Source organism: Planococcus alkaliphilus (genome assembly GCF_057031095.1).
In genome coordinates this window covers 811,876-824,608 of record NZ_CM168060.1, presented here as the reverse complement: position 1 = coordinate 824,608, position 12,733 = coordinate 811,876, and the positions used below count along the sequence as shown (strand labels likewise).

Here is a 12,733-nt window from a genome sequence, read left to right as displayed (position 1 = left end):
GCGAGATTTCTCAAGATGAAAAAATCCGCCCTGCAAATTGCCCGAGCGGATTCCTCTTCTCTATTCAAATGGCGGAGGTTCTGGAATGTCCGGATTTTGGATGAGCCGATGCGTCCCCTCTTTCAAATTAAATTCCAAGGCATTGAATTCCACGCGTTTCGGATCGATGGCCGGCCCACTAATATGGCCGAAAGGATAAAAAGTCAGTATCGATGCATTCGGGTCCAAGCCTCTAAGCGATGCAGTCCACTCAAAATCTTCCGCGGTCAGGGCATCTCCCGGCGTACTGCCGCCATTGAACGGCATTCGATAAACATTTCCTAAATCGTCTCCTGCGATCAATTCGGCTTCAACGAAATTGCCCGCTTCAACAATTGCCGGATCCACTAATTGCTGATAAGCGATATTGACAGCAATGTCCGTAATGGTCAATTCCTGCAGGTGGACAGTCACTCCGTCCGATGATACTTTTTCATCCAGGGTAATCGGTTTTTGAGCCAATTGCTTCACCGCAAATTCAAATTTCCAATCTCCGGCAATCGCTTTTTCTTCCGTGAAAAGAACTTGCGGCTCCCAAACGACATTTACAACTTCGGCATCTTCATCGAGATGGGTGATTTCTGCAATCCCCGCAATGACTCCGTCAATCACTTCCGACTGCATTCCGCCAGTCGGTCCTTCAGCTTCGAGCAGCTCCGGGAAACTGGACAGATAAGCCGAGCTGTCTAATGGCGCTTCAGAAGCGACTTGATACGTAAAAGTCAATTTGGTGCCATCATAAATCGCTTCATCAATGCTAATGGTGATGCCATTACTTGTCTGTATTAGTCCGACATCTTCACTAAATTGGTCAAATGCCGCAACGCCGTGTTTATTTTCTGCGAATATCGAGAAGACATTTCCGATGACAGGCAACTGAGCCATGTAATTGGCAAGTGCCGGAGCGGCTGACAATGTGGTTGCCGAAATACCGGCTATAAGAACGACGGTTGCCACCGCTGGCATCCAGCGATTCCGGCGTTTCACTTTAACCGGAGCGGCTGCTGTTTCCCAAAATGATTCTTCGATGATTGCATCCAGACGCGCTTCTGGAACTTCGATTTTCTCTAAAGCTTGTTTAATTGAATTCTCTTTGCCATTCATCTGCATACACTCCCTTCAAATCTCTTTTCAGCATCGCAAGTCCCCGGTGAATCAGGATTTTCACTGTACCTTCCGGGCATTCCATAAATTCAGCAATTTGCTTTACCGTGAAATCCTGATAGAAACGAAGCATTAAAACCGTTTTGTATTTTTCCGGCAATAACCCAAGCGCCTTTTCCATATCCAATTGCTGGGCAATATCCATGGAATCAGTGGGGGCTTTTCTCTCTTCCAATTCATCCAGGACAATCAGCTTTTTATTTTTCTTTAATAGCGCCAATGCTTTATTGATGCAAATGCGTGTCAGCCATGTTGAAAAGTAAGCCGCTTCTTTTACTTGATGCACCGATTCAATTGCCTGAAGAACGGTTTGTTGGAAAATGTCGATTGCATCTTCTTCATTTCGCACATATGTAAATGCCATGCGGTACAATTTTTCTTTTTCATCTTTCAATAAATGCTGGAGTGCCAGCCGGTCGCCTTTTATTGCCGCTGCAACCATTTCCTCATCGTGCTGCATCCGCCTCATCCTCTCTTTATTCATTAGAGTCCGCTGCTCTTTAAAACGTTTCACTCTTTTTTAATTTCCAGTAAAACATTACCATTCTTTAGAGAGTTTACCTATTTTTTGTTTAAAGTTCCTATTATTAAGGGCTTTCCTATTTAGGAATATAGAGGAAATTCTTTCCCGGCAGCGAAATTCTATATATAGAAGAAAAAAATCATTTGGGGGAGAGAAAATGACCAACACCAAAAATGTCGTGGCCTATATTCTGCAAGGCGTCGGCTTGCTTATTATCGTGATTAATCTATTCCGGGCGATAAATTCCGTTGAATGGCTTGGTGGACAAGCCGCTTTTGAAATTTTCCTGCAAGGGGCCATTTACGGATCGCTGCTTCTCGGTTTTGGAGAAGTCATCCGCTTAATGCAAGGATTGTTCAATCAGCGCGAACCCAAAATCGATGGTGAAATATCTGTCCCATCTGGCGGGCACCGGGTATTATGGCAAGCGGACGAAACAGTCGTCAGTGAATCCGCCAAACAAAAAATTACCGATTTCTATGCTAAGCAACAATTGGAATTCGACCGACTCGAAGCGACGCCTTACGAAGGCTATGTAATTGTCTATCGCGGCGAAGGTCGCGAAATTATCGATTTAAATGGCTTCAAACCGGAAATCTTATCCGATCAAGAAACAAAAAATCATCCCGATTTGAAAAACTTATAATGCCAAAAGTAAAGCAATGTTAAAAGCCTTCTCTGCAATGAAGGCTTTTTTGTTTTGGCGCTGATGCGGTGACAAAGCAATTGACCGAAGCTTTATCATCTTCGATTGCGAGCACGTTCCTCTGGGCGATTGTCCCAGCTGCACTTGCACTCGTCGCAGCCTTTATGATGAGCAAAGAAAAATTGGGCGACCAACTAAACTAAAGCATAGGAAAACCCTGCCAGACACTTGCTTGTGTCCGGCAGGGTTTTTAAATTGGCCGAGAATAGCGGAGAGACACTTGCAGTTCTCCCGTGTCCGTTTCTTCAGTTTTCTTTCCTTGGAATTTAAAACCTCTCGCTTCATAGAATGGAATGCCGAGTTGGTTGCCTTCCTGAACCGAAACCCATTGTTCGCTTGCCCCTTCTGCTGATTGATCTCGAGTTAGAGCTTCCAGAAGCAGCCGGCCGATCCCTTGGTAACGGAAACGTTCATCCATATAGAGAACGAAAACTTCCCCGGTACCGGGTGCTGTCATTCCGCCGCCGATGACACCCGCCACTTCCATTCCAACCAGTGCAATATGCGAATAAACGCCTGCACGAAGATCCTCTCTGACCCGTTCGGGGTTATACCAAAACGCAGTGTTTTGCATTTGATATTCTTCGCTTAATTTCCCTTCGACTGTTTGCCGCCACCCTGTGGAACAAATTTCCGAAATCTTTTCTGCATGCCTGGCTTCCGGCTTTTTTATTTCGATCTCCATTCTTTTTCCCCCTGCCTCTCTTTTCTTTTAAATTTAGCATATCAAAATTCTTTCTAGTTAGAGAAGGGCGAAAATAGAAAAGCAAAAAACGCACTCCATTTAGCAGAGTGCGTTTTTACTGTTCATCACTTATTCGATTCTTAAGGGTTGATCAGTTCGGCATAAACGACGAGCCGTTCTTCCCTCGTCCCCCGTTCAAAATCGAATTCGCCTGAACAAGTAATCAAGACCAATTCCGGAGTGGACCGGTAGCCGAATATATCCTCTACATCAGCTAAGTCCAACTCAACGGACTCCATTGCGTATACTTTGAACTTCAGCTCTTTCTCGCCACCAGCAACCATAATTTCATCGCCAGCTTTGAGATCGGCCAAGTCCCAGAAGACGGCTGGACAATCCACTGCATCTACGTGCCCCGCTATCACAGCCCGTCCATTTTCTCCAGGCAGGTATCCCGGTTCAAACCAGCTGATTTCATCTGGTGTTTTCGGGACTGCCATTCGGCCGTCTTTTTCTGTACCAAGAGGCAGCACCTCTGCATCAATGCCGATTGCCGGAATAGAAAGCGTTTCCGGTTGAATGCCTTGATTCAATGAAAGGGCATTGATCGGATTTTCTGCCGGCGCTGTCTGGTTCACTTCAAGCGTTTTGGCGGGCTGCGGCTGTTTTGTGGTAAATCCTACATCTTCCGTGCGTTCACTGACTTCATCTGCTTGCTCCTGGCAACCTGATAGGAAAACGAACGAAACCGCTAAGATCAATAGGGATTTATTTTGTGTTCTTTTTCTGTTGAACTATCATAGCCATTGTACAGGTGCAAGAATATAAACTTAGGAGACTAAAATTTTTGATTCACTGTCTAGGCAATGGTAAGCTCTTCTTCGAATAGAATTGAAGGAGGAATTTTCATGACAGTTAAAACGTACCGAGAAATCCATTTAATCAATCGTCCGGAAGGAACACCGACAGATCAGGATTTTGCCTTTGTCGAGAAAGACATTCCTTCCATAAAAGAAAACGAATTATTATTGAAGACTTTATATCTCTCCGTCGATCCTTATATGCGCGGCCGGATGCGCGATGTAAAATCGTACGTCGCACCTTATAAATTAAACGAGCCGATGAACGGCGGCGTATTGGCAGAGGTCCTGGATTCGAAATCAGATCGTTTCCAAAAAGGGGATATCGTGACTGGTACGCTGAATTGGGGAGAATACAATATCGTCCATGCGAATGCGGTCCAAAAAGTCGATCCAACCATCGCACCGATCACGACTCGCCTTGGGGTACTTGGCATGACTGGCCTCACTGCATACTTCGGCCTGCTTGATATCGGCAAGCCGCAAGCCGGCGAAACGGTCGTTGTTTCCGGAGCTGCCGGAGCAGTCGGTTCCATCGTTGGACAAATTGCAAAACTGAAAGGCGCGCGTGCTGTCGGGATTGCAGGGTCTGATGAGAAAGTGGATTACCTCGTCAACGAACTTGGTTTCGACGCTGCCGTCAATTATAAGAAAGACAGCTTTGAAGACGATTTGAAAAAAGCGGTTGCTGATGGCGTAGATGTCTATTTCGATAACGTCGGCGGCCCCGTTTCCGATGCCGTCATTCTGGAACTTAACCGGAATTCACGTGTTGTCTTATGCGGAACCATTTCTTCTTACAATAATCCTGCAGAAGACCTTGGACCGCGTATCCAGTGGAAATTCATCACTACCAGCTCGATGATGAAAGGCTTCACGCTCGGCGACTACGCTTCTGAACTTAAAACTGGCGCGGTCGAGATGGCCGAATGGTTCCAGGAAGGCAAGTTGAAATACGAAGAAACCGTCGTCGAAGGCTTCGATCAGACGCTCGATGCGTTCCGCGGTTTGTTTGAAGGAAGCAATCTCGGAAAACAATTGGTGAAAGTCGCCAGTCCGGAAATTGCGAAATTATAATCATAGCGTTTGAAGGCAAAGCCGATGTTTTACGCATCGGCTTTGCCTTTTTTTGTGTTCTGGAAAGTAAATCTTTGTCGAGAGCGAGTAAATGGAGACACTGGGATAGTATTTGAAGCGGGAAGGAAAGTATTTCACGGCGCAAGGGAAGTAAACCCGATTTCTGGATAGGCAGATTCTTTAAAAAGAAATATTTTCCAATAAATGAATTAAAAAAAGCCGCACATCCATTGTACGGCCGTCATTTTATCGATTCTTCCATCGCTTTTCGCCATCTCACGACTTCACGCTCTTCGATTTGCTTCGCAATCGTTTCATCCCATGTCCCGCTCCACGTATTCCAGATTCGGGCATAAAATAAGTCTTGCTTGGAATCATAAAGTTGAAATTCAATGCATGGAATAAAATCCGTCTCTTGTTCGATGCAGCTTGTGACATCGGTCGCGAGGACTTGGAAGCCTTCTTCCTCCGGAAAGACCATTTCACTCAACAGCAATTGCTGCACGCGTTCTTTATTCAAGGCAGCTTTTTTGAAATAGCGGTAAAGCGGCATCGCCTCACTCGCTTCCGGATGGCCGTTTTGTGAAGCAAGGGCATATTCATCATGGACGGAACTGAACGACATCACCGTGTCGTCCCCTTCCATTTCTTCATCGAAAATCCCTTTTTCAAGGTAATCAAAGCCTTTTGCCGTTAAACGGTACCCGCGCTTCTCCAGTTGGATCAGCCCGGTGCGCTGCATCTTCTCCATTAAATCGCGGATGAATAATTCTTCGACAAGCAACAATTCCGCAAGATTGGCAGCTCTGTGAATTTCCGTTTCCTGAAAAGCAAACAGCAGCATCTTCATCAAGACATCCATCTTCAGCCGTTTCACTCGGCTAAAACCAAGGTCGTATAAAACGATCGGCAATTTCCACGTCTGCTGTTTGATAACCGAAACATCGGAATTCGCTTCGAGATTTGTCCGAAGTTCTTTCATCAACCTCTCCACATTCTCACCCCCTGCTGCTTTCCAATACTTTCAAGCCATTTTTTCGCTTAACCGTTTCAAGTACATGCTTGTACATCTGTTTTGTTTCATTTTTCTTTGCCCGCTTCGTGAACATGTCGGAACTTCCCACCAACACAAGCAATTGCTTGGCGCGTGACAACGCGACGTTCAAGCGGCGGTAGTCTTTTGCAAAACCGATATCGCCATGCGAATTGTGGTTGTTCCGCACCATGCTAAGAAGGATAACTTCCATCTCGCTTCCCTGGAAGCGATCGACCGTTCCTGTGCGGATCGTCAAATGCGGAAGCCGCAATTCCTGGTCGATCATGCGCTGCAGGCGCTTGACTTGCTCGCCGTAGAAGCTGATGACGCCGACGCTTTTCTGATAGGCAGCATCCAGTCTTCCTGCTTGCTTCGCTTCTGCCACAGCTTGATCCATCTCCACTAATAACCCCGAGATCTCTTTAAGCTCAGCCGGGTTATACAAACTTTTCCCGCCGCTCATCCGTTCTTCGAAAAACGCAGATTCGTTCGGCAAATCCAGCCACATCAAGTGATTGCTGCGCGACACTGTTTTGGATTCCAGCAAGTGGTCGCGTTCGCGATCTGAATCTTGGAGCCCGCATTGCAATTGCTTGTTTTCCAAGCGGTAAAACGGTGCAATCGTCTCCATGATGTCTTCATGCATGCGGTACTGGATGGCAAGCATTGTTTTATTGGCTTCCGGCAAGTTTTTGTACAAACGCTCAAATAGCGATTCTTCCAGCAGCTTCTCGAGTTCGCGCTTTTCTTCGAAGCCGCTGTTTTCTTTGATCATTTCTTCCAGCGTTTCTTCCAAAGTATCGTTGCCGAGAAGCGGAGGCAATTGATGGTGATCGCCGACGAGGATGATTTTCTTGCCTTTTAGCATCGGCAGCAGTAATTCCGGCGGCGTCGCTTTCGACACTTCATCGATAATGACCACATCAAACACCGGATAATTGTCGATGAAATCTTTTCGTGCTGAAGCCACGCAAGTCGTGCCGATCACGTTGGCATGCTTGATGTACAATTTGCGGATCTCGTCCAAATCGTGCTCGTTCGCCCCTTCCAATAAATCCAGCCATTTTTTCTGGACTGATTGAAGCATCGGGAGATTCTTCATTTCCTGTTTGAGCGATTCTTTCTCAAATGACAAGCTGGCCAGTTTTTTCGCTGTTTCCTCGTATAGTTGTTCAGGATTGGCCGATAGAATTTCTGCCAGCTCACCAATTTCTTGCTCTTTCTCAGAAATAGCCTCTTTCAATCGGGCCATCTCATCCATAATTCCAACAATCCGGGCATCATTTTTTTCCAAAGCAGTTGTTTCATCTATGAGTTTTTGTTTAGCCTCTGCCAATTGTCCTTGCACTTTTTCAATACGCAATTTTTCATTTTTCAACTCGCCCAGTTCCGCTTTCCGCTCTTGGATCGTCCCTTCGATATCGGAAGGAAGATAAGCGGCATTCGGCATTTGTTTGAATTGCTGCTCCACAGGCGCCATCGCTTGCTGCAGTTTTTCCTGCTGTTCCTGCCATTTGCGGTCAACTGCTGTGTATTGCTCCTGCTGCTTCACCAATTCCGCAGCTAAAGCGGTTTTCAGCTGCTGGAAAGTCCGTTTCGATTCCTCGATATAAGCTTCAGCGGTCTTGAGCTTCGCCCCTCTTCGCCACAAATTATTTTGGCGTTTATAAAGTCCTGCAAGTGCTTTTGACAGAACCGCTGAATCGGTTCGCTGCGGACCCTTCAACAACTCCCGGAGCTTTTCCAAAAACGAATCGACTTCCGCTGATGTATACACTTCAACAGAGGCTAACGCATTTTCTTTCAGCTTCGCCAAATCCATCGAAGCAGACGCCAACAGCTTCTCCACATACGAAATCGCAGAAGCAATGCTTTCGTTGTATTTGCTGAGTTTCTGCCATTCACTAATTCTTTCACGCGCGACTTCCAGCTTATTGATCGCGTACGTAATGGCTGGCGTTTCCTCGATTTTCTGATTAATCATAAACCGGTTCAACTCATCGATTTTTTTGATGGTTTCCACTTCATCAATCAGTGCTTGCTTTTGCTTGATGACGGCCCCTACTTGATTTCGCTTATCGACAACCAGGCTGATCTCCTGTTTCTTTTGCGCCAATTCCTGTTCAAGTTCTTGATGCTTTCGCGCCCGCTCCAACTGGCTGATTTCATCCACAATGCGCTGCTGTTGTTCCTCAAACCAGTCTGGTTCTTTTTGTTCAATAAACGCCTGATTTTCCTTGATTGTTTCCTGAAGAGCTTGCATTTTCCGCTCGATTTCCTGTTTTTGCTGTTCGGCTCCTTCGCCGAGCCCTTCAAATGACCGCCATTTTGTTTGCGCCTCTTCAAGCTCTTTTTGAAGCTGTCGATTCTGTTCTTGCGCCTTTTTCTTTTCTTCAATTTGAATCGCCAGTTTTTCATAAATCGGCTGCGTTTCCAAATACGCCTGTTCATTCGCTGCCAATTCACTTTCCAGCACCGCTTCCCGGCTTTTCCGGATTTCATACTGCGCTGATACTTCTTTCAGCGTATTGTCTTTCCAATACTGTCCGACGTTTTCCTCGATAAACTTCTTGCCTTCTTCTTCGATGCTTTCCGTCCGGCCCACACGCAAAATTCGGATGTCTTTATTCACAAGCAGCCGGCCGAGTGCATTATCGACCGCTAAATTCGACTGCGAAGCGACGAGCGTTTTCAAGCCTTTTTTTGCATTCTGCAAACAGATTTCCGCAATAACCGTCGTCTTCCCGGTTCCCGGCGGCCCTTGAATTACATACAAATCGTCCGCCGCAACAGCACCGGAGACTGCCCGCTGCTGGAACTCATTCAGCCGGTTATGAAATTGCAGCTTGTCGATTTGCTGGAGCGGATTCACGGGCGGCTTTTCTTCAAATAAAAGACGGTCGAGATTCGGATTGACTGCCAAGCCTTTTTCCAGATTCGTAAATCCTTGGCGCAGCCTTCTGATCTGGCTGAGTGCGGCAAAATTGCTGAACACCACTTCTTTTTTATTCAATGTATGGGCTTTTTCACGCATTTGTTTGACTGCGTAGTTTTGAAGTTCAATTTCTACGGTGCGGTTCGCTGCTTTTATGACCGTACCGACATCCCCATCGATTCCCGTCAGCCTGACACTTAAATTCCGCAGCGACTTCCATTCCGTATCTTTCATCTGGCAGCCTGTCAGCGTTATGCGGCTGAAATCATGGCTGAATGTGAGCTTTGTATAAGACGTTTTGATATCCGGAATATCCATGCCGCGTTCCTGGATCTTCAAATAACCTTCCCAGCTCGAAATCCGTTTTTTCACATATTCCGAGCTTTCTTTCGCCGGCGTCATACGATTGATCATGTTGATCAAAGCGACCGGCGCCGGTTCGCGTGAATCAAGGAACGTGATATACGCTTCCCGTTGCCAGTTCGTCCCGAGCGTTTGGTACGCTTTTCGCAGCGTCACATTCGTCACCAGCAAACGATGATTCGCAAAAATGCAGTGAAACACCACCAATTGCCCCAATTCTTTTGAAGACAGCCGTTCGTTTTCCGCCTGATCAAAAATCAACGCAACCGAAAGAGAGCCGTCCGCCGCTGCCGGATAGCGTTCCAGAAATACCTTGAAAGGACGGTCCACAACAAAAAACGAGCGTTCGCTGATGCCGAACCCTCTCATTTTTTCCGAAGCCGTATTCGTCATTCGTATAGAAGTTTTATATGCATTTGCTTTTGCCTGACTCATTTAATCACCTGTTCTTAAAACTAAAAAATCCACCATTCGCCAATCTTGCGGCTCATCAAAATTTCAGCCTGCACGAGTTGGTCATCTTCTAATCATATCATTTATTGATAGATTTCTGCTTGTTTATGTTGTGAATTATTTTAGAAAGCAATAGATGAGTTTGAATAAATGCAGTTTGCATAAGCTTAGTACGGGCTTTAAGGGAACTCGAAGCTAGTTGCGGGCAACTCGGCAGGCTTTAAGGGAAACTTCCATGGATTTGAGGGAAACTCAGCGTCCTTTGCGAGCAGCCCATACAATAAATTCTTCAGTTTAAATTAAACTTTTGTTTTACCCGCTTTACAATATCCGCTTCCTTGTTTTGAATAAATTCATTCGCAATTTGTTTTACCATGCTATTAATTTCTTTCGTCATTTCTTTTTTCAACAATATTTGATCGATTACTTTGCCGTTTGGCGTAAACTGCCTGCCTACCAGTTCATCTAAAGAAACGTTATATAAATTTGCTAGTTTTACTAATAGCTTTAATCCCGGTTCAGCATTGGTCGTTTCAAATTTGCTATATGTCGCTTTTGTTATTTTCAAATGATCTGCAACAATTTGATGAGACAATTTATTTTTCTCTCTCAATAATTTCAGATTCGCTGCTAATTTAGACATGTCTATTCCCCTTTGTTTTAAAATCTCTTCTTATTTAATTCAAGAAATACCTCACAACATTTGTTGAACTTAGTCCACTTGGAGTTTGATGAATGACTTCTATTCGATAATTCGGAATGCTGATCATAGCTTGGCATACTGTTGGGAGACGACTTTTTAAGCCCATAGCATTATGGATATCCCCGGATTTCAAATCCACAAATTTTGCTCCCGCTGCTTTCTCAGCAGCCAGCTTTTCGAGAATAAAATTTCTGACAGATTGAATACCCATTCCGCTTTGGTTCCGTCGAATTTTAGTTGACGCTGATTGATTGTCCGGCTCTAGTTCTATTTCTGCTTTGTCTAAATCTTCCTGTACACTTTCCTGAGAGCCTTTGTCTTTTTCCAATCCATAATTAAAAAAGTACATATCAATCAACTTCATTGGAGGATAATAAACTTCTTCAGAAATGCTTTCTTGGACTCGACTAAATTCTTCTCTATGTTTTTCGTAAAACTCCAAGATTTGCTCTAAAGATTTTCTTCCTAATGAAGCCGAAATCCCATGTTCTTTCGCTGCTGCTTTGAAATAACGATCAAAAGCCGGCACATTTCCATAGACACCTAAAAGTATTTTTGTCACCAGCGTGTCCGTAATGACCACGGTCTTTTTCTTACCGTTGATTTCTATAACTGCATTTCGATAAACTTCCATTGTTTCGAGAATTAACTCTTCAATTAGAGCAAAATATATTTCCTTCTCCATTTCTTCTTCACTGTAGAAAATCCAAAATTTCGGATCTGCTGCAATTGATTCAATAAAATAACGATGGATTTTATAATCCTTCTGCAAAAGAAAAGAACCTCCTCGAAGCATTCCCCAACTGGCTAAATAAAATGCAAGATGCAAACTAGCTTGGTCTTTAACTTCTTCATTATGTAAATTTCGATGATTCTTTTTAAAAAATAAATAAATGTGCTCCCATGATTTATAACGATGATGTTCATCTTTTTTCAAAAGCTCGTAATATCCTAAAGTATTTTCTCTAACCATGATTAATCCCCCTTCAACTATAGTAAACGGTTATAAATACTTAAATACAGTAACATATTACCAATAATATAGTCATAATGAAATAAATCATCGTATGTGTTTATAATTTCTTTAAGGTGAATTTTAATCACTTGTTTGAGCTAAAGAGAACCACAATATATGAGACGAACAATTCACCCATACAAAAAAGCAGGCCCATTTGGATTGGACCTGCTTCCCACTTATTTCACTTTAATGACAATCTTCCCTTTCGCATGATGCGTTTCGCTCGCAGCATGCGCATCCTGCAAATCTTTTGCAGAAAATCCGTAAGTCTCTCCAATGACCGGCTTTAACTTGCCTTCTTCGTAAAGCTTCGCCAACTTCCGCAGCTTCTCGCCTTCCGGCTGAAGGAACACATAGCCGGTTTTGACACCGTGTTTCTTGGCCGTTTCTTCATCCGGCGGCTGCGCAATCGACACAAGCATTCCGCCTTTTTTCAAGACATCGAAACTTTTTTCTTGAACGTCCTCTCCCAAGGTATCAAGGACGATATCAAAATCTTTGATGACTTCTTCGAATGCTTCTTCTTTATAATCGACGACTTGGTCCGCACCCAATGATTCCAGCAGCTCTTTATTTTTGCTGCTGGCGGTCGCTGCGACATAAGCACCGAAGCTTTTGGCGATTTGGATCGCATTCGTTCCGACACCGCCTGCACCTGCATGCACCAATACTTTATCACCTTCTTTTACGCCGGCCACTTCAACCAGGCATTCCCATGCGGTCAACCCTACTAACGGAATCGCCGCACCTTCTTCGAATGTCATCGCATCGGGCATTTTCGCAAGCAGATGCTCTTCCACCGCAATAAATTCAGCATAAGTCCCTTCTCTTGTGAGTTCAGGCCGCACGAATACGCGGTCGCCCACTTTGAAATCCTTCACGTCTTTTCCAATTTCAACAATGACTCCCGCTGCATCCCACCCAAGGATGATTGGAAACTCAAAAGGCTGCATCTCTTTCAGATACCCCTCCCGCAGTTTCCAGTCGATCGGGTTAATCGAAGTCGCATGGACTTCAAGCAGCACTTGATTGTCTGCCATTTTTGGCATGGGCATATCTTTTTCTTTCAGTTGTTCTTTTCCACCGTACGCTTCAATTACGATTGCTTTCATCTGGATCTCCCCTTTCCTCCTTTCTCTTTTCCCCTTATTTCATTTTCAAACACTGCCTT

Annotated in this window: 12 protein-coding genes; 3 read left to right on the top strand and 9 right to left on the bottom strand. The window is 44.7% G+C overall.

The window, feature by feature from the left end; translation table 11 throughout:
- Nucleotides 1-60: 60 nt before the first annotated feature.
- Both AC2EXB_RS04290 and AC2EXB_RS04285 read right to left on the bottom strand, forming a co-directional pair.
- Complete coding sequence (locus tag AC2EXB_RS04290; protein ID WP_483603875.1) at nucleotides 61-1,143, bottom strand: DUF4179 domain-containing protein; 1,083 nt, start codon at nucleotides 1,141-1,143, stop codon at nucleotides 61-63.
- A complete protein-coding gene (locus AC2EXB_RS04285) occupies nucleotides 1,118-1,687 on the bottom strand; it encodes a sigma-70 family RNA polymerase sigma factor (protein ID WP_483603874.1) in 570 nt (189 codons plus the stop codon). Before AC2EXB_RS04285 ends, AC2EXB_RS04290 begins: the two co-directional genes overlap by 26 nt.
- A gap of 196 nt (nucleotides 1,688-1,883) precedes the next feature.
- Here AC2EXB_RS04285 and AC2EXB_RS04280 point away from each other — a divergent pair, with 196 nt between their 5' ends.
- Nucleotides 1,884-2,372 (top strand): hypothetical protein, encoded by a 489-nt coding sequence (locus AC2EXB_RS04280; RefSeq protein ID WP_483603873.1) that lies wholly within the window; start codon nucleotides 1,884-1,886, stop codon nucleotides 2,370-2,372.
- A 68-nt stretch (nucleotides 2,373-2,440) separates the two neighbouring features.
- Nucleotides 2,441-2,575: a hypothetical protein gene (locus tag AC2EXB_RS04275; RefSeq protein ID WP_483603872.1), complete on the top strand. Its 135-nt coding sequence runs from the start codon at nucleotides 2,441-2,443 to the stop codon at nucleotides 2,573-2,575.
- Between the two features lie 47 nt (nucleotides 2,576-2,622).
- On the opposite strand, the gene AC2EXB_RS04270 is transcribed toward AC2EXB_RS04275, so the two are convergent.
- Entirely contained in the window at nucleotides 2,623-3,117 is a 495-nt protein-coding gene (locus AC2EXB_RS04270; RefSeq protein ID WP_483603871.1) for a GNAT family N-acetyltransferase, read from the bottom strand.
- A 140-nt stretch (nucleotides 3,118-3,257) separates the two neighbouring features.
- The gene (locus AC2EXB_RS04265) at nucleotides 3,258-3,878 is read right to left on the bottom strand and encodes a class F sortase (protein WP_483603870.1); all 621 of its coding nucleotides are present in this window, start codon (nucleotides 3,876-3,878) and stop codon (nucleotides 3,258-3,260) included.
- Between the two features lie 147 nt (nucleotides 3,879-4,025).
- Between AC2EXB_RS04265 and AC2EXB_RS04260 the strand changes: the two genes are divergently transcribed.
- Nucleotides 4,026-5,054, top strand: coding sequence for an NADP-dependent oxidoreductase (locus AC2EXB_RS04260; protein ID WP_483603869.1), 1,029 nt, complete (start codon nucleotides 4,026-4,028; stop codon nucleotides 5,052-5,054).
- A 241-nt stretch (nucleotides 5,055-5,295) separates the two neighbouring features.
- On the opposite strand, the gene AC2EXB_RS04255 is transcribed toward AC2EXB_RS04260, so the two are convergent.
- The 5 genes from AC2EXB_RS04255 to AC2EXB_RS04235 form a co-directional block, all read right to left on the bottom strand.
- Complete coding sequence (locus tag AC2EXB_RS04255) at nucleotides 5,296-6,048, bottom strand: hypothetical protein (protein WP_483603868.1); 753 nt, start codon at nucleotides 6,046-6,048, stop codon at nucleotides 5,296-5,298.
- A gap of 4 nt (nucleotides 6,049-6,052) precedes the next feature.
- The gene (locus tag AC2EXB_RS04250) at nucleotides 6,053-9,823 is read right to left on the bottom strand and encodes a DEAD/DEAH box helicase (RefSeq protein WP_483603867.1); all 3,771 of its coding nucleotides are present in this window, start codon (nucleotides 9,821-9,823) and stop codon (nucleotides 6,053-6,055) included.
- 307 nt (nucleotides 9,824-10,130) lie between these two features.
- Entirely contained in the window at nucleotides 10,131-10,484 is a 354-nt protein-coding gene (locus AC2EXB_RS04245; RefSeq protein ID WP_483603866.1) for a helix-turn-helix domain-containing protein, read from the bottom strand.
- A 34-nt stretch (nucleotides 10,485-10,518) separates the two neighbouring features.
- Entirely contained in the window at nucleotides 10,519-11,517 is a 999-nt protein-coding gene (locus AC2EXB_RS04240) for a hypothetical protein (protein ID WP_483603865.1), read from the bottom strand.
- 221 nt (nucleotides 11,518-11,738) lie between these two features.
- Nucleotides 11,739-12,674 carry an NADP-dependent oxidoreductase gene (locus AC2EXB_RS04235; RefSeq protein WP_483603864.1) on the bottom strand — a complete coding sequence of 312 codons (936 nt, stop codon included), beginning with the start codon at nucleotides 12,672-12,674 and terminating at the stop codon, nucleotides 11,739-11,741.
- Between the last annotated feature and the right edge of the window lie 59 nt (nucleotides 12,675-12,733).